The organism is Myxococcus guangdongensis (assembly GCF_024198255.1).
In the GTDB taxonomy this organism is placed as follows: Bacteria; Myxococcota; Myxococcia; order Myxococcales; family Myxococcaceae; genus Myxococcus; species Myxococcus guangdongensis.
In genome coordinates this window covers 383,051-406,750 of sequence record NZ_JAJVKW010000007.1, presented here as the reverse complement: position 1 = coordinate 406,750, position 23,700 = coordinate 383,051, and the positions used below count along the sequence as shown (strand labels likewise).

Annotated in this window: 19 protein-coding genes; 15 read left to right on the top strand and 4 right to left on the bottom strand. The window is 68.9% G+C overall.

Annotation, left to right across the window (positions count from 1 at the left end):
- Positions 1–82 precede the first annotated feature (82 nt).
- Positions 83–442 (bottom strand): YtxH domain-containing protein, encoded by a 360-nt coding sequence (locus LXT21_RS23335; RefSeq protein ID WP_254040376.1) that lies wholly within the window; start codon positions 440–442, stop codon positions 83–85.
- A gap of 274 nt (positions 443–716) precedes the next feature.
- On the opposite strand from LXT21_RS23335, the gene LXT21_RS23330 reads away from it, so the two are divergent.
- From LXT21_RS23330 to LXT21_RS23280, 11 genes are all read left to right on the top strand, one after another.
- Positions 717–1,862: an acyl-CoA dehydrogenase family protein gene (locus tag LXT21_RS23330; RefSeq protein WP_254040375.1), complete on the top strand. Its 1,146-nt coding sequence runs from the start codon at positions 717–719 to the stop codon at positions 1,860–1,862.
- The gene (locus tag LXT21_RS23325; RefSeq protein ID WP_254040374.1) at positions 1,862–2,725 is read left to right on the top strand and encodes a hypothetical protein; all 864 of its coding nucleotides are present in this window, start codon (positions 1,862–1,864) and stop codon (positions 2,723–2,725) included. The genes LXT21_RS23330 and LXT21_RS23325 overlap by 1 nt, the downstream gene beginning before the upstream one ends.
- A gap of 9 nt (positions 2,726–2,734) precedes the next feature.
- Positions 2,735–3,559 carry a ribonuclease III gene (rnc, locus tag LXT21_RS23320; protein WP_254040373.1) on the top strand — a complete coding sequence of 275 codons (825 nt, stop codon included), beginning with the start codon at positions 2,735–2,737 and terminating at the stop codon, positions 3,557–3,559.
- Between the two features lie 44 nt (positions 3,560–3,603).
- Complete coding sequence (locus LXT21_RS23315) at positions 3,604–4,323, top strand: peptidylprolyl isomerase (RefSeq protein ID WP_254040372.1); 720 nt, start codon at positions 3,604–3,606, stop codon at positions 4,321–4,323.
- A 240-nt stretch (positions 4,324–4,563) separates the two neighbouring features.
- Positions 4,564–5,508: a GTPase Era gene (gene era, locus LXT21_RS23310; protein ID WP_254040371.1), complete on the top strand. Its 945-nt coding sequence runs from the start codon at positions 4,564–4,566 to the stop codon at positions 5,506–5,508.
- A gap of 1 nt (position 5,509) precedes the next feature.
- Positions 5,510–6,889, top strand: coding sequence for a ribosome biogenesis GTPase Der (gene der / locus LXT21_RS23305; RefSeq protein WP_254040370.1), 1,380 nt, complete (start codon positions 5,510–5,512; stop codon positions 6,887–6,889).
- Between the two features lie 103 nt (positions 6,890–6,992).
- Positions 6,993–7,793 (top strand): tetratricopeptide repeat protein, encoded by an 801-nt coding sequence (locus LXT21_RS23300; protein WP_254040369.1) that lies wholly within the window; start codon positions 6,993–6,995, stop codon positions 7,791–7,793.
- 8 nt (positions 7,794–7,801) lie between these two features.
- Complete coding sequence (locus LXT21_RS23295) at positions 7,802–8,965, top strand: outer membrane protein assembly factor BamB family protein (RefSeq protein ID WP_254040368.1); 1,164 nt, start codon at positions 7,802–7,804, stop codon at positions 8,963–8,965.
- A 5-nt stretch (positions 8,966–8,970) separates the two neighbouring features.
- Positions 8,971–9,390: a (deoxy)nucleoside triphosphate pyrophosphohydrolase gene (locus LXT21_RS23290; protein WP_323394877.1), complete on the top strand. Its 420-nt coding sequence runs from the start codon at positions 8,971–8,973 to the stop codon at positions 9,388–9,390.
- Positions 9,390–10,271, top strand: a complete 882-nt coding sequence (locus LXT21_RS23285) for a ribonuclease H-like domain-containing protein (RefSeq protein WP_254040367.1) — start codon at positions 9,390–9,392, stop codon at positions 10,269–10,271. Before LXT21_RS23290 ends, LXT21_RS23285 begins: the two co-directional genes overlap by 1 nt.
- A 143-nt stretch (positions 10,272–10,414) precedes the next feature.
- Complete coding sequence (locus LXT21_RS23280) at positions 10,415–11,236, top strand: DUF3014 domain-containing protein (RefSeq protein ID WP_254040366.1); 822 nt, start codon at positions 10,415–10,417, stop codon at positions 11,234–11,236.
- 183 nt (positions 11,237–11,419) lie between these two features.
- Here the strand turns inward: LXT21_RS23280 and LXT21_RS23275 are convergent, their stop codons facing one another.
- Entirely contained in the window at positions 11,420–11,980 is a 561-nt protein-coding gene (locus tag LXT21_RS23275; RefSeq protein ID WP_254040492.1) for a hypothetical protein, read from the bottom strand.
- Positions 11,981–12,472: 492 nt separating this feature from the next.
- Between LXT21_RS23275 and LXT21_RS23270 the strand changes: the two genes are divergently transcribed.
- Positions 12,473–14,860, top strand: a complete 2,388-nt coding sequence (locus LXT21_RS23270; protein WP_254040365.1) for an ABC transporter permease — start codon at positions 12,473–12,475, stop codon at positions 14,858–14,860.
- Positions 14,861–15,121: 261 nt separating this feature from the next.
- Positions 15,122–17,248 carry a S46 family peptidase gene (locus tag LXT21_RS23265; RefSeq protein WP_254040364.1) on the top strand — a complete coding sequence of 709 codons (2,127 nt, stop codon included), beginning with the start codon at positions 15,122–15,124 and terminating at the stop codon, positions 17,246–17,248.
- A gap of 152 nt (positions 17,249–17,400) precedes the next feature.
- Here LXT21_RS23265 and guaA read toward each other — a convergent pair whose 3' ends face one another.
- Complete coding sequence (gene guaA / locus LXT21_RS23260; RefSeq protein ID WP_254040363.1) at positions 17,401–18,954, bottom strand: glutamine-hydrolyzing GMP synthase; 1,554 nt, start codon at positions 18,952–18,954, stop codon at positions 17,401–17,403.
- Positions 18,955–19,039: 85 nt separating this feature from the next.
- On the opposite strand from guaA, the gene LXT21_RS23255 reads away from it, so the two are divergent.
- Entirely contained in the window at positions 19,040–19,669 is a 630-nt protein-coding gene (locus LXT21_RS23255) for a hypothetical protein (RefSeq protein ID WP_407667017.1), read from the top strand.
- Positions 19,670–19,762: 93 nt separating this feature from the next.
- Here the strand turns inward: LXT21_RS23255 and guaB are convergent, their stop codons facing one another.
- Positions 19,763–21,220, bottom strand: coding sequence for an IMP dehydrogenase (gene guaB / locus LXT21_RS23250; protein WP_254040361.1), 1,458 nt, complete (start codon positions 21,218–21,220; stop codon positions 19,763–19,765).
- Between the two features lie 175 nt (positions 21,221–21,395).
- Here guaB and LXT21_RS23245 point away from each other — a divergent pair, with 175 nt between their 5' ends.
- Positions 21,396–23,672, top strand: a complete 2,277-nt coding sequence (locus LXT21_RS23245) for a TIGR02266 family protein (RefSeq protein ID WP_254040360.1) — start codon at positions 21,396–21,398, stop codon at positions 23,670–23,672.
- Positions 23,673–23,700 lie beyond the last annotated feature (28 nt).

The window sequence follows — 23,700 nt, the reverse complement described above, 5'->3', positions numbered from 1 at the left end:
CGCGTGTTGTCCGCGGACCCCGCCCCATGAAGTGCCGGGCCGCTGCCGGCCCCCCGCTCGCGAGGGGCCCGCGGCCACCGGCTCAGGCGCTGGCGCTCTTCTCGGGCGCCAGGCCGATGTTCTGCTTGTTCATGTAGCCCATGGCCTTGTCCTTGACGGTGGTGCGCAGGTCATCCCCCGTCTTGGGCGTGAGCAGCAGCGCCGCCACGCCGCCGGCCACCGCGCCGATGAGGAACAGCCCCAGGCCGCCCAGGCCGGAGCGCGCCGGCTTGTACGTCGTCAGGCCGATGTGGCGCAGCGCATCATCCGGCTCGAAGTCATCCCAGCGGTCCTTGGCCACGCGGGGAAGCTCGTCGAGGAGCTTGTGGGCCACCCACTTGCGGTACAGCTCGCTCTTGGCCAATCCCTTCGCCGTCCACTTCGCCTTCTTCTTCGCGAACATGCATCCCTCCAGGGCCAGTGTGGTCGGGGCCGCGTCGCGGGCGCGCCGAGACCCCTTGGTGCTTTGAAGGTAGGCAGGGGAGCCCGTGCCGCCACCCCCCGCGCCCTGGGGGTCGTTCGTCGCGTCGCCGTTTGGACGCACTCCCAGGCCCACCCCCTCGGAGAGGGAGCAGCCAGCCCTGGCTCTTTCTGGTATGTCGCCGGGCGCTTCCCGGGCCTCCAGGCGGTGCGAGAAGGTCGCCGCGCGGGGACCCTTTGCGATAGATCCGCCCCCCATGGACTTCGAACTTCCCGACAGTCACCGCGCCCTCCAGTCCTCGCTTCGCGACTTCTGCGAGGCCCGCGTGAAGCCGTACGCCGCCCATTGGGACCGCGAGGAGAAGTTCCCCATGGACGTGGTGCGGGAGCTGGGACAGCTCGGCGTCATGGGCATCCTGGTGTCGGAGAAGTACGGCGGGGCGGACATGGACTCGCTCGCCGTGGCGGTGGCCGTGGAGGAGATCGCCCGCTACGACGGTTCGCTCGCCCTCACCGTGGCCAGCCACAACGGCCTGGGCACCAGCCACCTGCGGGTCTTCGGCACCCCGGCCCAGCACGAGAAGTACCTGCCGAAGCTGGCCTCCGCCGAGTTCCTGGGCGCCTGGGGCCTGACGGAGCCGGGCTCCGGCTCGGACGCGTCGGGCATGAAGACCACGGCGGTGCGCAAGGGCGACGGCTGGGTGCTCAACGGCGCCAAGATGTTCATCACCCAGGGCACCGTGGGCGACGTGTTCGTGGTGCTCGCGATGACGTCCCCCCAGAAGCGCCAGAAGGGCATCACCGCGTTCCTCCTGGAGAAGGGGATGCCCGGGTTCAGCCAGCGCGCCATCCACGGCAAGCTGGGCATGCGCTCCTCGGACACCGCGGAGCTGGTGCTGGAGAACGTGGAGGTCCCCGACGCGAACCGCGTGGGCGAGGTGGACCACGGCTTCATCGACACGATGCAGATCCTCGACAAGGGCCGCATCACCATCGGCGCGCTGGCGGTGGGACTGGCCCGGGGCGCGCTGGAGGAGTCCGCGCGCTACTCCAAGGACCGCACCGCCTTCGGTCAGCCCATCGCCGACTTCCAGGCCCTGCGCTGGATGATGGCGGACATGAAGACGGAGACGGACGCCGCGCGGCTGCTCGTCCACCGGGCCGCGAGGCTCGCCGATGCGGGCCAGCCGTACTCCCGGGAGGCCTCCATGGCGAAGCTCTTCGCCTCCGAGACGGCCACCCGCTCCGCCGCCAAGGCCGTGCAGATCCACGGGGGCTATGGCTACACCCGTGAATTCCCGGTTGAACGCTACCTCCGCGACGCCAAACTGTGTGAAATTGGCGAAGGTACCAGCGAGATCCAACGCACCATCATCGCGAGAGAGACCTTCAAAGGGGCTTGATGGACACCGCACGGCTGGAGGGACTCGGGCTGCAAGTCCGTGAGGACGTGGCCGGCACCGAGGCGGTGCTGGATCTGGAGTCGTCGCCGCTCGTCAATCCCGTGACCAAGGCGTTCATCGCCGAGGTGACCTTCCAGGTGATGGGGGACCGGCTCATCCCCATCTCCCCGGCGGCGGTGGTGGGGCTCGCGCCCATCCTCATCGGCGCGCTGAGCGACGTGGCGGACATCGAGGCGCTGCTGTCGGACGCGTTCAACGAGCACATCTTCCACGTGCAGCGCCGCTCCGCGGAGCTCCAGGTCCTGGGCCTGTCGCCCAAGGTGGACCCGGACACGCTGGAGCTGACGACGGACGTGGTGGAGGGGGACCTGTCGGTCCTGCTCGCGGCGGACCGGCTGGGCAACTTCCGCATCGCCCGGGTGCAGCGGGAGAAGGTGGACGTGGCCGGCGGTGCGGGCCACACGCTGGAGCTGTCGGAGTTCCGGGAGCGGGCGGCGCTGACGGGCTACCTGGCGGCCCTGTTGGGCGAGCCGGCGAGCCGTCCCCCACCGACGCCCACGGGCGCGGGGCTGGTGCGCTTCTCGGACATCGTGGAGAAGTTCGGCGCGGAGTCGTTGGTTCCGCCCCGGAGCAGCCTGGAGTTGCTGGCGCAGTTGCAGGTGGAGGGCCGGCCGTACCGCTTCGCCGCCGCGAGGATCGCGGGGCGCACCTTCCGGGGCCTCTTGGCGGGGGCCCAGGGCAAGGTGTGGGCGGGGCGGTTCGAGCTGGATGAGTTCCCCGGCATCGTCCGGATGGTGGCGTCGTTGTTGAAGGTGCGTCCCGAGGCCGTGAGGCTGGTGGGCCCTGACGCGCCGCAGGAGTGAGAGACGTCCGTGGAGAAGCTCAGTCCGTCGGAGCGGGTGGAGGCCCTGGAGAAGCGGCTGGGGTTCGTGTTCTCGCGCAGGGAGGTCGCGCTCGAGGCGCTCACCCACAAGACCTACGTCAACGAGACGCGGGACAAGGACCTCAAGGACAACCAACGGTTGGAGTTCCTGGGGGACTCGGTGGTGAACCTGGCCGTGAGCCACCGGCTGATGGACCGCTTCCCGGGCATGCCCGAGGGCGACCTCACCAAGCTGCGCGCGCGCATCGTCAACGAGGACGGCCTGGCCCGCGTGGCCCGGAGCGTCCCCCTGGGTGACTTGCTGCTCCTGGGCCGGGGCGAGAGCCTGTCGGGCGGGCGCGAGAAGAACTCCGTGCTGGCGGACGCGCTCGAGGCCGTCTTCGGCGCCATCTACCTGTGCGCGGGCCTGGAGACCGCCGCGCAGCTGGTGGACAAGTGCTTCGCGGAGCTGCTGGACGAGGTCTCCAGCGGCCAGGGGCGCCTGGACTACAAGACGCTGCTGCAGGAGATGGCCCACGAGAAGCTGAAGGTGTCGCCGCGCTACCGCGTGGTGTCCGAGGCGGGCCCGGAGCACTCGAAGGTGTTCGAGGTGGAGGTGTCGCTGGGGGAGGCGCCCTTCGCCCGCGCCTCGGGGCGCAGCAAGAAGGAGGCGGAGCAGTGCGCGGCCCAGGTCACCCTGGAGCGCCTCAAGCGCGAGGCCGCCGCCAGTCCGCCTCCGGGCCCCGAGGAGGGCCAGGCCCCCACCCCCGAGGAGGGGACAGCCACCCCCGCGCCGGTGACGCCGGAAGTGCCACCGGACGACACCCCGACGTGAAACCCCTTGGAGGGGAGAGGGGTGGGGAATAAGGTGCCGCCCCCATGCGTCCCTCCGCCCCCTTGCGTCTGTCGCTCGCCCTGGTGGCCTGCCTGTGGGCAGGGGCCGCCGTGGCCGCGGCGCCGGCGGCGTCGGGCAAGTGGACGAAGAAGGTGGCGGCGGGCAAGGACATCTACGCCACCCTCAAGACGAGCGCGGGGGACATCACCGTGCTGCTCTTCTCCAAGGACGCACCCAAGACGGTGGCGAACTTCGTCGGCCTCGCGGCCGGGGAGAAGGAGTGGAGGGACCCCAAGTCCGGGGAGATGTCGAAGAAGCCCCTCTACAACGGCACGGTGTTCCACCGTGTCATCCCGGGCTTCATGATTCAGGGGGGAGACCCCACGGGGTCGGGCTCGGGTGACCCGGGCTTCCGCTTCGAGGACGAGTTCCAGTCCGGCCGCATCTTCGACAAGGTGGGCCTGTTGGCCATGGCCAACCGGGGGCCGGGCACCAACGGCAGCCAGTTCTTCATCACCACCAGCACGCCGGACCACCTGACGAACCGGCACACCATCTTCGGCGAGGTGGTGAAGGGCTATGACGTGGTGGAGCGCATCGGCGCCCTGCCTCGGGACAACCGCGACCGGCCGCGGGAGGCGGTGGTGCTGACCAAGGTGGAGCTGAGCGACAAGGCCCCCGCGGGCCTCGCCGCGACGCAGGCCCCGGCGGATGCGCCGAAGCGGAAGGGTTCGCAGCAGCCCGAGTCGCCCCGACCGTGGTGAGACGTGAAAGACGGGCCTGCGCCTTCGGCGGGGCTCTGGTAGATGGGAGGAGTGTCGTGACGTTGACATGGAGGACGCACCGCGGACGGTGAGCCGCCTGACGTCCCAGCCGTAGGTCGCCCGCCCGCCCGTCGCTCCCCGGCAGAAGCCAGGGACGAGGGTCTGTTATAGGGCGTTCATTTGGAAGTCTCCCCTCAGGGGCTCCCGGCATCGCGGGACTCCCAGACCACCTTCGAAGCAATGGCCTCTCCCAAGAACCACCGCAGCGGCTTCGCCGCGCTCATCGGACGCCCCAACGTGGGCAAGAGCACCCTGCTCAACGCGCTCACCGGTGAGAAGATCGCCATCGTCTCCGGCAAGCCGCAGACGACCCGCAACCGCATCCTCGGCGTGGTGACGCGCCCCGAGGGGCAGGTCGCCTTCATCGACACCCCCGGCATCCACCAGGCCAAGGGGGAGCTCAACCGCTACATGGTGGAGACGGCGCTGCAGGCCGCGGAGGAGGTGGACCTGGTCCTCTTCCTCATCGAGCCGCCCGCCGGCGAGAAGCTCGAGGTGAGCCCGGGCAACCGCACCATCCTCGAGCGGCTGCAGAAGCTGGGCAAGCCCACCTTCCTGGTCATCAACAAGATCGACTCGCTGCCCAAGGCGGCGCTGCTGCCGCTGATTGATTTGTACCGGCAGGAGTTCCCGTTCGCAGAGGTGGTGCCCATCTCCGCCCGGGAGAAGGACGGCGTGGAGCGGCTGTTCCAGGCGGTGCTGGGCCACCTGCCGGAGGGCGAGCGCCTGTTCGACGAGGACATGCTCACCGACCAGCAGGAGCGCACGCTGGTGGCGGAGTACATCCGCGAGCAGGTGCTGCGGCACTGCCGTCAGGAGATTCCGTACTCCACGGCGGTGCTGGTGGACATCTTCGATGAATCCGAGCGCGAGCCCCGTCCGGGCACGCCGCCGGGCCAGCTGGGCGGACTCATCCGCATCGCCGCGTCCATCTACGTGGAGCGCGACAGCCAGAAGGCCATCATCATCGGCAAGCAGGGTCAGATGTTGAAAACGATTGGCACCGACGCGCGCAAGTCCGTGCAGCGGCTGCTGGGCGCGCATGTCTACCTGGACCTGCGTGTCCGGGTGGAGCCGCGCTGGAGCGAGCGCCCCGAAGGCCTCAAGAAGCTGGGATACGACTGAGATGAAGCCCCTGGTCGCCATTGTCGGACGCCCCAACGTGGGCAAGAGCACGCTGTTCAACCGCCTCATCGGCAGGCGCCTCGCGCTGGTGGAGGATCAGCCGGGCGTGACGCGGGATCGCCACTACGCGGACGCGGTGTGGGGAGGCCGCTCGTTCACCTTCATCGACACGGGCGGCTTCGTCCCCGGTGAGAAGGACTCCCTGCTGCAGCAGGTGCGCGAGCAGGCGCAGCTGGCCGTGGAGGAGTGCGACGTCATCGTCTTCGTCGTGGACGGACGCGACGGCGTCACGCCCGCGGACGTGGCGGTGGCCAGCTACCTGCGCAAGAGCGGCAAGCCCGTCATCGTCGCGGCCAACAAGCTGGACAACACCACGGGCACGATGCAGGCCCTGGCCGCGGACTTCTACAAGCTGGGCCTGGGTGAGGTGCACCCGCTGTCCGCCGAGCACAACCTGGGCGTCAACGGGCTGTTCGACGAGGTGGTGGAGAAGCTGCCGCCCAAGGAAGAGGGCGAGGACGACACCGCGCCCCCGGACGACGGCGTCATCCGCGTGGCCATCATCGGCCGGCCCAACGTGGGCAAGAGCACCCTGGTCAACGCCATCCTGAAGGAGAAGCGGGTGGTGGCCAGCGACGTGCCGGGGACCACGCGGGATCCCATCGACTCGCCGCTCGAGTACAAGGGCAAGAAGCTGTTGCTCACGGACACCGCGGGCATCCGGCGCAAGAAGACGATTGCCCACCAGATCGAGAAGTACTCGGTCATCGCGGCGCTGAAGGTGATGGAGCGCAGCGACGTGGCGGTGCTGTTGATGGACGCCACCGAGCCCGCGGTGGATCAGGACGCGAAGCTTGCGGGCCTGGCCGAGGAGCGGGGCCGGGCGCTGGTCATCGTGGTGAACAAGTGGGACCTGGTGGACCAGGACCAGCGTCGCCAGGAGGCCTTCCGCGAGTCGCTCAAGCACGCGCTGAAGTTCGTGGGCTACGCGCCCATCCTGTTCACCTCCGCGCTGACGGGCTCCAAGGTGGAGAAGGTGGTGGACGTGGCGGTGGAGCTGGCCGAGCAGTTCCGGTTCCGGGCGCCCACGCCCCAGCTCAATCGCCTGTTGGAGCACATGGTGGACAACCACCCGGCGCCCATCGCCCGGGGCAAGCCCCTGCGCCTGTACTACATCACCCAGGTGGCGGCGGCGCCCCCGACGTTCGCGCTCACGTGCAACTACCCGGAAGGCGTTCCGGACATGTACAAGCGCTACATCACCAATCAGCTCCGCAAGACGTTCGACTTGCGCGTGCCCATCCGGCTCGTCTTCAAGGAGCGCCCCGGCAAGGCGAAGCGTGAGGCGCGAAAGAAGCCCCACCTCCAGGGCAAGAACTGAAGCGTCCGTGCGTTGACACTCGCGGCGCGCGCTCCGTACAGTGCGCCGCCCTCCCGCTCTCCGACAGGGTAGAGCATCGAAGCGCAGAGAGAGGTTGACCGACGTGGCTGGAACCAAGACCGAGAAGATTCGCCAGCAGGAGCTTCGTCAGCCGGACACCTTCCAGAAGGTGGGCAACGACGCGCGTGATTGGCTGGCCCAGCGGCAGAAGCTCATCGGCATCGTCGTGGCCGTCATCATCCTCGGCGGCGTGGGCGCGGCCATCGCGAGCGAGCTGTCCAAGCGCGGCGAGGAGAAGGCGTCCCAGGCCCTGGGCCAGGCGCTCTCCGTGCTGGACCGCCCCATCGACGGCGTGCAGCCCGCGCAGCCGGGCGACACCGAGACGCCCTTCAAGACCGTGAAGGAGCGCGACGAGGCGCTGGTGAAGGCCCTGTCGGACTTCCGCAAGGAGCACGGCGGCACCCGTTCGGCCACCACGGCCGCGCTGTCGCTGGGCGAGGCGCAGTTCCGCCTGGGCAACTTCGCGGACGCGCAGACCTCCTTCGGCGACTTCCTGAAGGGCGCCTCCCAGAATGATCCGCTGCGCGCGGGTGCGTTCGAGGGCCAGGGCTACGCCTTCGAGGCGGAGAAGAAGTTCGACGAGGCCCTCAAGGCCTTCGAGCAGATGGGCGCCGCGGGCGGTGGTGAGTTCCTGGCGGGCATGGGCGACTACCACAAGGGCCGCATGCTCATCGCGCAGGACAAGAAGGACGAGGCGGCCAGCGTCCTGTCGAAGGTGTCGACGGACCACCCGAACACCACCGCGGCGCGGCTGTCGAGCGAGCGGCTGGCGGTGCTGGCCTCGCAGGGCGTGAAGATTCCGGCCCCGGCGCAGCCCGCCGCCGCCGTTCCGGACGCGGGGTAGCACGGACGATGAGGAAGCAGCTCGTGAGCTGGAAGCATTGGCTGGGGAGCGCCGTGGCGCTCGGTCTCCTGGGCGGCTGCAGCAGCCTGCCTCGCTACGGCAATCCGGAGCTGCCTCGGACGGAGCAGGCCCCTCCGCTGGATTACTTCTCCGTGGCCTGGTGGGCTCCGCTGGTGACGCCCACCCTCATGGAGTACGCCCCGCGCGAGGTCGCGACGCCGGCGTACGACGGGCTGAGCAAGACGGTCATCGCGCTGACGCGGGACGGGTTCATCCGCGGCATCGACTCGGATGGCAAGGTCAAGTGGTCGAAGAAGACCAGCACGCGCTTCGCGGCGGGCGCCCGGGTGAGCGACGGCGTCGCCTTCGTCCCCGGCGGTGACGGCACGCTGTACGCGCTGGACGCGGCCACGGGCGAGGAGAAGTGGAAGTACGCGGCCGGCGAGTCGCTGGCGACGGTGCCTGTCATCTCCGAGGGCCTGGTGCTGGTGGCCTCCGAGAGCGACACCCTGTTCGCGGTGAAGGCCGCGGACGGCGTGTGGGCCTGGCAGTACCGCAGGGATCCTCCGTCGGGCTTCTCGGTGCGTGGCGCTTCCACGCCGCTGGTCCGCGATGGCGACGTCTACGTGGGCTTCTCCGACGGCTACGTCGTGTCGCTGGCCATGCGGGACGGCAGCGCCAACTGGGAGAAGTCGCTGTCGGGCAGCGGCAACGAGTTCCTGGACGTGGACTCGACGCCGGTGATGGACGAGCACGGTCAGCTCTACGTGGCCTCGTACAAGAGCGGCATCTACGCGCTCGAGGCGGAGTCCGGTGACCTGGTCTGGACGAGCTCCGTGGGCGGCATGACGTCGCTGCTGTCGAAGGGGAAGATGCTCTTCGCGGTGGGTGACGGCCGGGTGGATGCCTACCTGGCGGAGGACGGGCGGCTCCTGTGGACGCACCCCCTGGGCGAAAGGGCCGCGCAGGCGCCGGTGTTCGCCAAGGGAATGCTGATCGTCCCCATCCAGCGCGCGTTGCTGTTCCTGGACCCGAAGACGGGGCAGTCGCGCGTCTCGTGGAACCCGGGGGATGGCGTCTCGGCCACGCCCTTCGTGGCGGGCTCGAAGCTGTTCGTGCTCTCCAACAACGGCTGGCTCTACGCGTTGGACTTCAACGGATTGAAGGGGTGACGACGGTGACGACCCGGACGGTCCGCGTGGTGGCGGCGCTGATTCCCGGTCCCGTCGACACCCAGCGCTTCCTGGTGCAGCAGCGGCTCCCCGGTGGGAGCCGCGCGCTCCTGTGGGAGTTCCCTGGCGGCAAGGTGGAGGCCGGGGAGACGGACGAGGTGGCGCTCGCCCGTGAGTGTCGCGAGGAGCTGGACGTCGAACTCTCCGTGGGCCGGCGGCTGTGGGAGGGGCGGCACACGTACCCGGACCTGACGGTGGAGCTGGTGCTCTACGCGGCGCGGGTGGTGTCGGGCGAGCCGAAGCCGCTGGGTGCGCATGCGCTGGCGTTCCGGACGCCGGTGGAGATGCAGGCCCTGCCGTTCTGCGAGGCGGACATCCCGCTGCTGGACGAGCTGGTGGCGGGAAGGCTGGGCGCGCTCGATTGATGCTTCAGCGGACGTTCCAGCACATCCCCGGCGTGGGGCCCTGGCGCGAGAAGGACTTGTGGGCGCGCGGCATCAAGAGCTGGGATGACTTTCCGGCGGCCGGCCAGGGTGTGGCCATCACCCGGAAGACGGACGACATCGCGCGCGAGCGGCTTGCGCAGGGTCGCGAGGCGCTGGAGCGCAGGGACTTGCGGCGGCTCGCGGAGCTGATTCCGCAGCGGGAGCACTGGCGGCTGTATCCCGAGTTCCAGCACGACGCCGTCTACTTCGACATCGAGACGGATGGCCGCGAGGCGCAGGCGCCCACGGTGGTGAGCCTGTTCGACTCGACCGGGCTGCACGTGTTCATCCAGGGTCGGAACATGGACGCGCTGCCGGAGGCGATGGCGGCCCGACGGCTGTGGGTGACGTTCAACGGCTCCACCTTCGACGTGCCGGTGTTGAAGAACTACTTCGGGCCGGCGCGCTTCCCGGTGCCGGAGGCGCACATTGATTTGCGCTTCGTCACGCGGCGATTGGGGATGGGCGGCGGGTTGAAGGACATCGAGGGCCAGATTGGCGCCGAGCGTCCGCCGCACATGAAGGGCGTGAACGGCTACGACGCGGTGCTGCTGTGGCGCGCGTACACGCGGCGTGGCGACGTGGAGGCCCTGCGGTTCCTGGTGGAGTACAACCTGTATGACTCGTTCCAGCTCCGCACGCTGATGGACGTGGCGTACAACCGCGGCGCGGATGACTTGAACCAGGATGTACCCCGGCTGCCCGTGTTCGAGCGCGGGGATGTCCTGTACGACGTGAGCCGCATCATCCTGGAGCTGGGGCCCACTGAGCGGGACCTGCAGACGCTTGCCCGGGTCCGCGCGGAGGAGCAGGTTCCCTGAGCCGGAGCGGGCAGGGTGGTTTCGTGTCGTCACCCTTCTGGAGTCTCTTTTGGTGAACAACCGGGCGTCGGCGTGTGGCCGGGGCCGTGGAATGCGCCGGGGAGTCGTTTGTAGGGTGTGACTCACCCTGGAGGGATGCGCACATGAGCGAACCGACGGACCCGATGCAGAGCTCGGAGACGCCCACGTCCAGCTCGGCTGGGAAGAAGGCCGCGCTGATTGGAGGCCCCCTGGTGGCCGTGGGGGTGGGCGTGGCCGTGGCGTTGGGGGTGTTCCGCGGCAAGCAGCCGGAGCCGGTGCCCGTGGTGGCGGAGGCTCCGAAGCCCGTCGATGCCGGGGTCGCGCCCGTGACGCCCACGGAGTCGCTGCCGGAGAGTGACGGCCGGGTCCGCGAGCTGGCGAGCCGGATGTCGGAGGAAGCGGAGCTCCAGCGCTGGCTTCAGGAGAAGGACCTGGTGCGCCGGGTGACGGCGGCCGTGAACAACGTCGCGGAAGGCGCGAGCCCCCGGATGGTGCTGGGGTTCCTGGCGCCGACGGGCGGGTTCCAGGTCGTCGAGGGCAAGGGCAAGGACAAGAAGATGACCGTCGACCCGCGCAGCCATGCCCGGTACGACCTGATCGCGCGCGTGTTCGGGACGTTCGACGCGCAGGTGGCTCGGAGCCTGTTCCGGGACTTGAAGCCGCTCATCGACCAGGCGCATCGGGAGATTGCACCGCCGGGACAGGCGTTCGACTCGACGCTCAACCGGGCCATCGAGCATCTGCTCTCGGTTCCGGTTCCGGAGGGTGCGCTCGAGGTCCAGCCGCAGGGCGGGCTCTATGTCTACGCGTCGCCCGAGCTGGAGGGCTTGAGCAAGGCGCAGAAGCACCTGCTGCGCATGGGCCCGCAGAACATCCGGGTCATCCAGGCCAAGCTGAAGGAGCTTCAAACGGCGCTGGACCTGCCGCCCGTGGCGGAGCGTTAGCGGGCCTGGGAGGGCGCTACATCTCGGGATCGAGATGTTGGGGGCCCGGGACTCAGGCGTGAATGTTCGGGTCCGCGCCCGTGAACATTCCGGGGCCCCAGGAGAATGTTCTTGGGGTCGCTTTGAACATTCCTGAGGCCGGCGGAACATTCTCCGCGTCCCAGGAATGTTCCGAGGGCCTGCTTATCGACGTTTTTTCTTCTTCGAGGGCGCTGGGGCCGGGGCCGGCTTTTCCTTGTCGCCGGCGACCTGGAACGTGGTCCGGAGCTCGTCGACCTCGCGACCTAGGGTGTCCGTGAAGGCCGTGCCGGTCTGGGCATCGACGACCAGCGTGTACGAGAACCCGGTCTTCAGCGGCTGAGGCAGGACGATGCGGTAGACGAGCTTGTCGTCGGATTCCTCGGCGACGTCGTCGGAGACCATGGCGCGTTCAGCCTCGTCGAACAGGCGGATCCGGTAGTTGCGAAGGCCGCGCGAGGCCGTGAGCTCGAGGCTCGAGGTGGGCTGGATGAGCGGCTTGTCGCCGGGCTCGAGGGAGACCTCCGCGAGTTCGCCCGTGCCGGCATCGGCCAGGGGCTGGTAGCGGAGCGCGAACGTGGTCGGAGGCGGGGTTTTCGGAGCCTCGGGCACGTCGGCGACGCTCGCATCGGGGGCTCCGGGAGTCGTCTTGTCCGGGCAGCCAGTGAGGGCGAGCAGGCCGCAGCAGAACGCGGAGGCGAGCGCGGTTCGTCGAAGCAAACGCATGACGGGCACGGTACGCGTCCAGCGTGGCCGCGAGAAGCGAGGAGTCGCGACCAGCGTTCAGCCGGACAGGCGCACGGTCCCCAATGCGGTTCCACGCGGGCAGGTGCGGACCGGCGAACGCCGTAGCGAACGCGACGCGCGGGCCGTCCGGAACGCGGGTCGGCTTCAGGTTCGTGAGCGCGGCCTCGGTTCGTGCACCGGATGCACGGCCATCAGCGGCGTCGAACGGGGCCAACTCAGGGCTGGGTGGGGCCTGGGGCGGGACGCCAGGAAGCCCGAGGATGGCCCAGAAGAGCCCGCCGCCCACCCTGGTCTCCCTCTGTCGGAACGTCCGATAACATGCATTATGTAAACTAAGCCCATGGGGAACCAGGGGTCGATTTCGTCGGGTTCTTCCCCGCTGCCCCCGCACTTTCTGGGCGTCGTTCGGGCCGTTCCATCCGCCAAGATGCGGGCCTCCGCCCACCCACCGACTTCACTCAGAACGGCCCCATGAGAGTCCTCGACAGCCTGCTCGCGGATGCACGCTTCGCGCTCCGCACGTTCCGTCGCGCGCCCGGCTTCGCCGCCGCGGCCATCCTCTGCCTCGCCCTGGGCATCGGCGCGAACGCCGTCATCTTCAGCGTCGTCCACGGCGTCCTCCTCCGCCCGTTGCCGTACGCCGAACCCGCGCGAATCGTCTCGCTGCTCGAGTTCCGGGCCCAAGGCAGCGGCGGCCCGGTGTCCTGGCTCACATTCTGGGACTGGCGCGACCAGGCCAAGGCCTTCGAGCACATCACGGCCTTCACCGTCGGCGGCTCCATCCTCCGCGCCGATGACGACTCCGAACGCCTCGAAGCCACCCGTGGCACCGCCGGATACTTCGCCGTCCATGGCGTACCCCCGTTGCTCGGCCGCACCTTCGTCCCCGGCGATGACCAGCCCGGCCATGAGCCCGTCGCCGTCCTCAACGAGACCCTGTGGCGTCGCCGGTTCGGCGCCAGTCCCGCCGTCCTCGGCCGCACCGTGCTCCTCGATGACATTCCCCACACCGTGATTGGCGTGGTCCCCGAGTCGTTCGACCCGAAGATGGACGTCTGGCTCCCGTTGGTCGCTCCCGGCGACGCCCGTGGCCGGTTCTCCACGCTGCTCTCGGTCCGCGCCCGGCTGGCCCCAGGCTTCACCGTCGAGTCCGCCGACCAGGAACTCGCGGCCGTCACCGCCGCCATCGCCGCCGCGAGCCCCGACGTGCTCAAGGAGCGCACCTCCCACGTCGAATCGCTTGCCGAGGCCCGGACACGTCTCTGGAGCGGCCCCTTGAAGCTCCTGCTCGGCGCCGTGGCCCTGGTCCTCCTCATCGCCTGCGCCAACGTCGCGAACATCCTGCTCGCGCGAGCCGGCGCCCGGCACCAGGAACTCGCCGTTCGCGTGGCCCTCGGGGCAAGTCGTGGCCGCGTCATCCAGCAGCTCCTCGTCGAGAGCCTCCTGCTCGCGCTCCTGGGCGGCGCGCTCGGCGGATTGTTCGCGCGCTGGGGCCTGGATGGCCTGCTCGCCGTGGCCCCCGAGTCGATGCCTCAACGGGCCGCCATCTCCCTCGACGGGACCTCGTTCCTGTTCCTCGCCGCCATCTCCATCACCAGCGGCCTGGTCTTCGGTCTGCTTCCCGCGCTCCAGCTCTCCCGGCTCGACCTCCGAGGCGCCATGCCTTCATCGGGCCGTCGGCTCCGCTCCACGCTGGTCGTCCTGGAGCTGGCCCTCTGCCTGGTCCTGCTCGTCGGCGCGGGCCTGTTGGGCCGAGGCTTCCTCCAACTCCTGGGGACCTCGCCCGGACTGGCCTCCGAGCAGCTCCTCACGCTGCACATCGCCATCCCCGACAGCCGGTTCTTCAACGAACACGGCCTGGACGCCCACATCCCGCAGACGCTCCTGGAGCCCATCCTCGAGGAGGTCCGAGCCCTCCCGGGCGTGAGCGCCGCGGCGATGACCTCGCTCCTGCCCATCCAGCGCGCCTGGAACAATGCCCGCTATGTCATCGAGGGCGAGCCCCCGCCGGATCCCGGCTCCGAACCTCGCGCCGAGCGACGCTCCACCAGCCCCGGGTTCTTCGCCACCGTCGGCATCCCGCTGCGCCAGGGCCGCGACTTCACCGCCTCCGACGCGGCCCCCGGCCAGCCCGCCACCGTCATCATCAACGAGACGCTCGCGCGCCGGCACTTCCCGGAGGGCCAGGCCCTGGGGCGCCAGCTCCGCCTGGGCACCGGGCCGCACACCATCATCGGCGTGGTCGGAGACGTGCGGCAGGCCGGGCTCGACAAGACGCCGCTCGCGGAGCTGCACGTCCCGTACGGTCGGCCCTGGGGCGATGACAGCCTGGTCCTCGTCGCCCGGACGTCAGTGCCCCCCGAGACCCTCCTGCCCGCGGTCCGCGAGGCCGTGCGCCGCGTCGACCCGGGCCTGCCCGTCTTCCGTGCCCTCACCATGGACCAGGTCATCGCGGAGTCGCTCGGCTTGCGCCGGCTCGTGCTGGGCCTGCTCGGCGGCTTCGCGGTCCTGGCGCTGGTACTCTCCACCTACGGGCTCTATGGCGTCATTTCGCTGCTCGTCTCCCAGCGCACCCGGGAGCTGGGCATCCGCATGGCCCTGGGCGCCCGGCCGAGCGACGTCCTCCGGCTGGTCCTGGGCCAGGGGGCGAGGCTCGCGGGCGTGGGCATCGCCCTGGGGCTCGTGGGCGCCCTGGCGCTGACCCGCATGCTCGAAAGCCAGCTCTACGGCGTCACCGCGACAGATCCGCTGACCTTCATCTTCGTGGCCACCCTCTTCGCGCTCGTCGCCCTGCTGGCCTGCTGGCTCCCCGCGCGACGGGCCACCCGGGTGGACCCGCTCGTCGCCATGCGGACCTGAGTCCCTCCCAACCCGAGGCCGCCCTCGACGCACCGCGACGGGCGGCCCCGGAAGCGACGCATCACGGCTGATCCCAGGATCGGGCGCGAACACCCTGGAAATCACAGCCCAGGCCCCTACGTAAGGCCCCAGCGAGAGGAATCCCCTGGCCGCTCGGATGTTCAGGGAGGTTGGGAATTCTTCCCGGCTTTTTTCCCGGTTGACCCACGCAATGGGTTACCGCAGAACCGCGACACCCCCGGCCCTGGAAAGGACCTGTCCATGAAACGGTTGTTCCTGATTGCCACCCTTGTCGGCGCCGCTCCGGCCCTGGCCGACGAAGGCATGTGGACGTACAACAACTTCCCGTCCGCGAAGGTGAAGGAGAAGTACGGCTTCGAGCCCACGCAGCAGTGGCTCGACAAGGCCCGTCTGTCGTCCGCGCGGCTCGCGGGTGGCTGCTCGGCCAGCTTCGTGTCCCCCAACGGCCTGGTGATGACCAATCACCACTGTGCCCGCGGCTGTATCGAGCAGCTCTCCGGCGCGAAGAAGGACTACATCGCCAACGGCTTCTACGCGAAGTCCGAAGCCGAAGAGACGCAGTGTCCGGCGATGGAGATCAACCAGCTCGAGCAGATCACCGACATCACCGAGACGCTGAACCAGGCCACCCAGGGCCTGTCCGGCAAGCAGTACGCCGACACCCTGAAGGCGAAGATGGCCGAGCTGGAGCAGGCCTGCTCCGCGGGCGACGCCAAGGTGCGCTGTGACGCCGTCACCCTGTACCAGGGCGGCAAGTACAACCTGTACAAGTACCGCCGCTTCCAGGACGTGCGCCTGGTCATGGCGCCCGAGCACGCCATCGCCTTCTTCGGCGGGGATCCGGACAACTTCGAGTTCCCCCGGTGGGATCTGGACGTGACGTTCCTGCGCGTCTACCAGGACGGCAAGCCGGCCAAGACGGACAACTACTTCAAGTGGTCCGAGAAGAGCGCCAAGGAGGGTGACATCACCTTCGTGTCCGGCCACCCCGGCCGCACCTCGCGCGGGCTGACCATCGCGGAGCTGGAATACCAGCGCGACGTGGCCATGCCGAAGATGCTCTTCATGATGTCCGAGCTGCGCGGCATGGTGTCCGAGTTCCAGAAGCGCGGCCCCGAGCAGAAGCGCATCTCCAACAACCTGCTGTTCGGCGTGGAGAACGGCCTGAAGGCCACCAAGGGCCGCCTGGAGGCGCTCCAGGACAAGAAGTTCTTCGGCCAGAAGGTCGCCGCCGAGCAGGACCTGCGCAAGAAGGTCGACGCGAACCCGGAGATGAAGAAGAAGTACGGCGCCGCGTGGGACGAGATCGCCAAGGCCCAGGCGCAGATGGTCAACATCCGCAAGGACATGTCCTTCGTCGAGCAGGGCGCGGGCCTCTCCTCCAGCCTGTACAGCATCGCCAAGACGCTGGTGCGCGCCTCCGAGGAGCTCCCCAAGGAGAACGGTCAGCGCCTGCGTGAGTTCAACCAGGCCAACCTGCCCGCGCTCCAGGCGCAGCTCTTGAGCCCGGCGCCCATCTACCCGGAGCTGGAGATCCTCCGCCTGAGCTTCGGCCTGACGAAGATGCGCGAGGAGCTGGGCTCCAACCACCCGTTCGTCAAGAAGGTCCTGGGCAACGAGTCCCCCGACAAGCTGGCGGCCCGCCTGGTGAAGGGCTCCAAGCTGTGCGTCCTCAAGGACGTCAAGGGCTCCAAGGTGTGTGACGTGTCCGCCCGCAAGAGCCTGTTCGACGGCGGCAAGGCGGCCATCGCGGCCTCCAAGGACCCGATGATCCAGCTGGCGCTGGCGCTCGACGCGGATGGCCGCGCGGTCCGCAAGAACTACGAGGAGAACGTCGACGCCGTCATCAAGAAGAACGCGGAGCTGGTGGCCAAGGCGAAGTTCGAGGTCTACGGCACCAACACGTACCCGGACGCGACGTTCACGCTGCGCCTGTCGTACGGCTCGGTGAAGGGCTACATGGAGGATGGCAAGAAGGTGGAGCCTGTCACCCAGATGGCGGGCACCTTCGAGCACGCCACCGGTGAGGAGCCCTTCGCGCTGCCGCCGTCCTGGCTGAAGAACCAGAAGAACCTCGATGGCGCCACGGCGATGAACTTCGTCAGCACCAACGACATCATCGGCGGCAACTCCGGCTCCCCCGTCATCAACAAGGACGCGGAGATCATCGGCCTGGTGTTCGACGGCAACATCCAGTCGCTGGGCGGTGAGTACGGCTTCGACGAGAGCGTCAACCGCACGGTGGCCGTGCACAGCGACGCCATCATCGAGTCGCTGAAGAAGATCTATGGCGCCACCCGCGTCCTCGAGGAGCTCCGCCCGGGCAGCACCCAGGTGCCCTCCGTCCCCACCAAGCCGGCGGGGTGATGCACCCTCCAGTGGACCGGGTCTCCTTCAGAAGACCCGGTCCCTGAAGCAAGAAGAGGCTGCCTGGGCATCGCGCGCCAGGCAGCCTCTTTCGTTTGCTCAGTGGGAGGTACCAGCGGGGCCCGCCCGTCGCGCGCCCCGCCCTGCCCTGCTCACTCCCACTCGATGGTGGCGGGAGGCTTGGAGGACACGTCGTAGGCGACGCGGTTGATGCCGCGCACCTCGTTGGTGATGCGCGTGGAGATGCGCTCGATGACCGGGTACGGCAGCCGCGCCCAGTCCGCCGTCATGCCGTCCACGCTGGTGACGGCGCGCAGCACGCAGGTGGACTCGTAGGTGCGCTCGTCGCCCATGACGCCCACGCTCTGCACCGGCAGCAGCACGGCGAACGCCTGCCACACTTCCTTGTAGAGACCCGCGGCGCGAATCTCCTCCTGGACGATGGCGTCCGCGCGGCGCACCAGCTCCAGCCGGGCCTCCGTGACTTCGCCCAGCACGCGGATGGCCAGACCCGGACCGGGGAACGGCTGGCGGGACACCATCTCCTCGGGCAGCCCCAGCTCGCGACCCAGCGCGCGGACCTCGTCCTTGAACAGCTCGCGCAAGGGCTCCACCAGCTTGAGCTTCATCGTCTCCGGCAGGCCGCCCACGTTGTGGTGGCTCTTGATGGTGACGGACGGGCCCTTGTACGAGACGGACTCGATGACGTCCGGGTACAGCGTGCCCTGGGCCAGGAACTCCGCGTCCTGGATGTCGCGTGAGGCCTCCTCGAACACGGCGATGAACTCGCGGCCGATGATCTTCCGCTTCTTCTCCGGGTCCGTCACGCCGGCCAGCGCGTCCAGGAACCGGGCCCGCGCGTCCACCGTCTTCAGCGGGACGTGGAAGCGGTCCACGAAGAGCGCCTCCACCTGGGCCCGCTCACCCTGCCTGAGCACCCCGTTGTCCACGAAGATGCACTGCAGCCGGGGGCCGATGGCGCGGTGGAGCAGCAGCGCCGCCACGGAGCTGTCCACGCCACCCGACAGGGCGCAGATGACCCGGCCGTTCTCACCCACCTGCTTGCGGATGGTGGCCACGGCCTCGTCGATGAAGCCCTTCATCGTCCACGAGCCGGACACCTTGCAGTCGTTGAAGAGGAAGGCGCGCAGCATGGCCTTGCCCTGCGGGGTGTGCACCACCTCGGGGTGGAACTGGAGGCCGTAGAAGGGCTTGCTCTGGTGGGCCGCCGCCGCGAAGGGCGAGTTGCCGCTGCGGCCGATCGCCTCGAAGCCCGGGGGCAGCTCCTCCACCCGGTCTCCGTGGCTCATCCACACCTGGACGCGGTCTCCCGGGCGGAACTCCGAGAAGGGGCCGCGGGGGGCCAGCACCTCCACCTCCGCGTTGCCGAACTCGCGGTGGGCGCCCCGGTCGATGCGGCCGCCCAGCAGCTTGGCCGTCAGCTGCAGGCCGTAGCAGATGCCGAGCACGGGCACGCCCGCCTCGAAGACGAACGGATCGCACCGGGGGGAACCGGGCGCCTCCACGGACGCCGGGCCTCCCGAGAGGACGATGCCTCGGGGGGCGAAGCGGCGGATGTCCTCGGCCGGCAGGTCCGGGCGGTGGATTTCACAATAAACGCCCAGCTCGCGGACCCGTCGGGCGATGAGCTGGGTGTACTGACTCCCGAAATCGAGGATCAGGATCTTCTCGGCGTGCAGGTCCACCGGAGTTTCTCCAAGGGGGCGTCGTTGACGGCTGGGGGCCCTTATCGCTACAAACTTCCGGAAAGCAACGCCCAAGTCCCCTCAAGTGTTCGAGGTCCGGATGCTCCGCCGCCTGTCCGCTTCCACTGCTGCGACCCTCTTGTTCCTCTCCGCCACTGGATGCGTGAAGGAAATCTCCTCTGACGAGCGGCTCGACCGCGAGACCCAGAACATGGCGGTGAAGGACACGCCAGGGGTCGCCGAGCTCCAGAAGCTCACCTGTGACGACACCAACGACGCGCTGGTCAAGGCCCGCAACGTCAACCGGCCCGAGACGGACCGGCTGGTGGACTACATCGAGTTGTACGCCTCGCTGCGCAAGCGCACCGCCACCTTCGAGGAGGCGATGAACCGCAACCCGGACCTGAGCTACCGCGAGGGCAGCCAGCAGTTCGTCAACGCCAAGGACACCTGCATCCAGCAGACGGCCGACATCCGCATCGAGTTCGAGACCTACGTGCGGGAGCTGGTGGAGGTGCCCACCGTGCAGGAGATCAAGGGCGGCAACGCCGTCACCATCGCCCGCCTGGACTTCGGCACCCTGCGCCAGGCCATCGAGGCGCTGGAGCCGGATGACAAGGACTCGCTCCTGGGCCGGGTGGCCAACGCGGAGAAGAAGATCTCCGCCGCGCCCGCCGAGGAGCCCAGCGGCGGTGGCCGCAAGGGTCGCAAGTAGCGAAGCCGTCCGAGCCGGCCCCCGAGGGGCTGGCTCCCTTCGAGGGTCCGTGCCTTTCGGCGCGGGCCCTCTTTTCGTTCCCGGCGGGGAGGACTACTCCACGCGGTAGTTGGGCGCCTCCTCGGTGATGATGACGTCGTGCACGTGGCTCTCCTTGAGCCCGGCCGAGGTGATCCGCACGAACGTCGCGTTCTTGCGCAGCTCCTCGATGTTGCCGCAGCCCACGTAGCCCATGCCGCTGCGGATGCCGCCCAGCATCTGGTGCACGTTCATGGCGAGCGTGCCCTTGTACGGCACGCGGCCCTCGATGCCCTCGGGGACCAGCTTCACCGCGTCCACGTCCGACTGGAAGTAGCGGTCCTTGGCGCCCTGCTTCATCGCGCCCAGGCTGCCCATGCCGCGGTAGCTCTTATAGCTGCGGCCCTGGTACAGGATGACGTCGCCCGGCGCCTCCTCGGTGCCCGCGAAGAGCGAGCCGATCATCACCGTGCTCGCTCCGGCCGCCAGCGCCTTCACGATGTCGCCCGAGTACTTGATGCCGCCATCCGAGATGATGGGGATGTCGTGCTTGTCCGCCTCGCGGCAGCAGTCATCCACCGCCGTCACCTGCGGCACGCCCACACCGGCGACCACGCGGGTGGTGCAGATGGAGCCAGGACCGATGCCCACCTTCACCGCGTCCACGCCCGCCTGGATGAGCGCGCGCGTGGCCTCGGCCGTGGCGACGTTGCCGGCGATGAGCTCGAAGCCCTTGAAGTTCTTGCGCGTGTCGCGCACGCCGTCCACCACGCCCTTCGAGTGCCCGTGCGCGGTGTCCACCACGATGACGTCCACGCCCGCCTTCACCAGCGCGTCGATGCGCGCCTCGCGGTCCGGGGACACGCCCACGGCGGCGGCGCACAGCAGCCGGCCCTTGGCGTCCTTCGCCGCGTTGGGGTGCGTGCGGCGCTTCTCGATGTCCTTGATGGTGATGAGCCCGCGCAGCTCGAAGTCGTCGTTGACGACGAGCAGCTTCTCGATGCGGTGCTCGTGCAGCAGCTTCTGCGCGTCACCCTGATTGATGCCCTCGTGGCCGGTGACGAGCTTGCGCGTCATCATCGCCTCGACCTTCTGGGTGAGGTTCGTCTCGAAGCGCACGTCGCGGCTGGTGACGATGCCCACCAGGCGCTTGCCCTTCACCACCGGGATGCCCGACACGCCGTGCTGGCGCATCAGCTCGATGGCGCGGCCCAGCGGGGCCTCGGGGTCGATGGTGACGGGGTCCACCACCATGCCGCTCTCGAACTTCTTGACCTTGAGCACCTCGAGCGCCTGCTGCTCGGGGGTCATGTTCTTGTGGATGACCCCGATGCCGCCCTCTTGCGCCATCGCGATGGCGGTCCTCGCCTCCGTCACGGTGTCCATCGCCGCCGACAACAGCGGGATGTTCAGCCGGAGGTTGCGGGTGAGGCGGGTCGTCAGGTCCGTGTCCTTGGGGACAACCGAACTTTCGGCGGGCACCAGGAGGACATCATCGAAGGTGAGTGCGAGCCGGATCTCGGGGTTCAACATGGGCGGCGCTCCCGGGGCATGGGGCCCGCGAGGCACCAGCGCCCTGCGGGTGCGGTTCCATACGAGGTACGTTGCCGTCACGCAACCTGGAAGGGCGGACTTTTTGACGCCCGTTCACTCGCACTTCAAGCGATAATCCGACCGGACTATTCACTCACGTCTCAGGAACCGGGCTTTGACGGAATCGAATCAGGCGGCGGTCGGGTTGGTCGTGAAGCTGCCATTCGCGACGCCAGAGGAGTTCCTGGCGAAGTACGGCGGCAACGTCACGCGCGGTGGCATCTATCTGCGCGCCCGCGCGGTGAAGCCGCCCGGGACGGCCGTCACCCTGGACCTGCGGTTGGCCAGCGGCGAGCGGTTGATCCACGCCCAGGCCGTGGTCCACTTCGTCACCGGTCAGGGCGGCCAGGGCGTGGCCGGCATGGGCCTGCGCTTCCTGTCGTTGGACCCGCAGACGCGCCGCTTCCTCGACTCCGCGGTCGCCGCCCTGCCCCACGCCCAGTCGGACGTGCCCCCCGTCCCCTCGGGTGTCGGTGCGCCGGACTACACCGTCCCACCTCCCCCCGAGCACACCAACCCGCAGGTGGTGGCCCAGCAGCCGGCCGCGAGCACCGGCGCGCCGGTGGCCGCCGCGCCCGCGACGATGATGTCGGACGAGGCGCTGGACCTGAGCACGCAGGAGCCCAAGCGCGCGGGCGTGGTCATCGGCATCGACCTGGGGACGACGAACTCCTGCGCCGCGTATGTGCGCAACGGCAAGCCCGGCGTGCTCAACAGTCGTGAAGGGCACAACACCGTGCCCTCCATCATCGCCGTCAACACGCGCGGCAAGCTGGTGGTGGGCCACCCCGCGAAGGGGCAGATGCTCACCAACCCTCGACAGACCGTGTACGGCGCCAAGCGGCTGGTGGGCCGCGCGTACGACTCGACCATCGTCGAGAACATCAAGGACAAGTTCCACTACGAGATCACCGCTGGCGCCAACGGCGATGCGGGCGTGAAGCTGGCGGACAAGGTCTACTCGCTGCAGCAGATCTCCGCGCTCATCCTGCGCGAGGTGCGCGAGGTGGCGCAGAACCAGCTGGGGCAGCCGGTGTCGCGCGCCGTCGTCACGGTGCCCGCGTACTACAACGACAACCAGCGCCAGGCGGTGCGGGAGGCCGGCAAGCTCGCGGGGCTCTACGTCGAGCGCATCCTCAACGAGCCCACCGCGGCGGCGCTCGCGTACGGCTACGGGCGCAAGCTCAACCAGCGCGTGCTCGTCTACGACCTGGGCGGCGGCACCTTCGACGCGTCCGTGCTGGAGCTGGCCGACAACGTCTACGAGGTCATCTCCACCGGCGGCGACACGTTCCTGGGCGGCATCGACTTCGACAACGCCATCGTCACGTACCTGTTGGAGGAGTTCCAGAAGAAGACGGGCCGCACGTTCCAGGGAGACCGCGTGGCGCTCCAGCGCATCAACGACGCGGCGGAGCGGGCCAAGTGCGCGCTGTCCGAGCGTTCGGAGATGCGGGTGCATGTGGCCTTCGTCACGATGATCGACGACAAGCCCTACGACCTGGACGTCACGCTCACGCGGCAGAAGCTGGTGGAGCTGACGGAGGGGCTCGTCGACCGGACGGTGAAGGTCTGCGACGAGGTGCTCAAGGCGAAGAACCTGGGGCCCAAGGACATCGACGAGGTCATCCTCGTCGGAGGCCAGAGTCGCTTCCCGCTGGTGCACGAGAAGATCACCCGCTTCTTCGGCAAGCCCCCGAGCAAGGGTGTGCACCCGGACGAGGCCGTGGCGCTGGGCGCGGCGCTGCTGGCGCACAGCCTGGGACAGCTCGAGGGCGTGGTGCTCATCGACGTGCTGCCCATGGCCATCGGCGTGGGTCTGCCCGGTGGGCGCTTCAAGCCCGTGCTGGAGCGCAACACGTCGCTGCCCTCCACCAAGAGCTACACGCTGTCCACGCACCGTGACGGCCAGACGGAGCTGGAGCTCACCGTGTTCCAGGGCGACTCTGAACGAGCGTCCGACAATGAGTACCTGGGCACGCTGAAGCTCGCGGGCCTGCCCAAGCTGCCGCGCGGCGCGGTGCAGGTGACGGTGACCTTCGAGGTGAACAACGAGTCGCTCCTCAAGGTGACCGCGCGTGAGTCCTCGAGCGGACGCGAAGTCACGAGCACCTTCTCCACGAAGGACACACCCGAGGCGGTGAAGGCTCGGCTCGCACAGCTCGACACGGAGAGTGCGGCGGCGAATGTGCCGCCTCAACCCACCGCACCCTCCGCGCGGACCACGAGCACGTCGGGTGCGCGCGTCGTCAATCCCGTGCCGATGAAGGCCGCCGCGGCGCGACCGACAGCCGCGCAGCAAACCGCCGCTCCAGCGGTACCTGCGCTCGTGAGCCCTCCGCGACAGCGTGGCTTCATGAAGTGGCTCAAAAGCTTGTTCGGTCGCGCCTGAAGCGCGATTTCATGCTGAGAGTGGATCA

Coding starts and splice junctions, on each gene's coding strand:
- LXT21_RS23265 (WP_254040364.1), top strand. CDS start 15,122: ATGAAACGGTTGTTCCTGATTGCCACCCTTGTCGGCGCCGCTCCGGCC.
- LXT21_RS23270 (WP_254040365.1), top strand. CDS start 12,473: ATGAGAGTCCTCGACAGCCTGCTCGCGGATGCACGCTTCGCGCTCCGC.
- der (WP_254040370.1), top strand. CDS start 5,510: ATGAAGCCCCTGGTCGCCATTGTCGGACGCCCCAACGTGGGCAAGAGC.
- era (WP_254040371.1), top strand. CDS start 4,564: ATGGCCTCTCCCAAGAACCACCGCAGCGGCTTCGCCGCGCTCATCGGA.
- LXT21_RS23325 (WP_254040374.1), top strand. CDS start 1,862: ATGGACACCGCACGGCTGGAGGGACTCGGGCTGCAAGTCCGTGAGGAC.
- LXT21_RS23335 (WP_254040376.1), bottom strand. CDS start 442: ATGTTCGCGAAGAAGAAGGCGAAGTGGACGGCGAAGGGATTGGCCAAG.
- LXT21_RS23330 (WP_254040375.1), top strand. CDS start 717: ATGGACTTCGAACTTCCCGACAGTCACCGCGCCCTCCAGTCCTCGCTT.
- LXT21_RS23280 (WP_254040366.1), top strand. CDS start 10,415: ATGAGCGAACCGACGGACCCGATGCAGAGCTCGGAGACGCCCACGTCC.
- LXT21_RS23275 (WP_254040492.1), bottom strand. CDS start 11,980: ATGCGTTTGCTTCGACGAACCGCGCTCGCCTCCGCGTTCTGCTGCGGC.
- LXT21_RS23295 (WP_254040368.1), top strand. CDS start 7,802: ATGAGGAAGCAGCTCGTGAGCTGGAAGCATTGGCTGGGGAGCGCCGTG.
- LXT21_RS23285 (WP_254040367.1), top strand. CDS start 9,390: ATGCTTCAGCGGACGTTCCAGCACATCCCCGGCGTGGGGCCCTGGCGC.
- guaB (WP_254040361.1), bottom strand. CDS start 21,220: ATGTTGAACCCCGAGATCCGGCTCGCACTCACCTTCGATGATGTCCTC.
- LXT21_RS23315 (WP_254040372.1), top strand. CDS start 3,604: ATGCGTCCCTCCGCCCCCTTGCGTCTGTCGCTCGCCCTGGTGGCCTGC.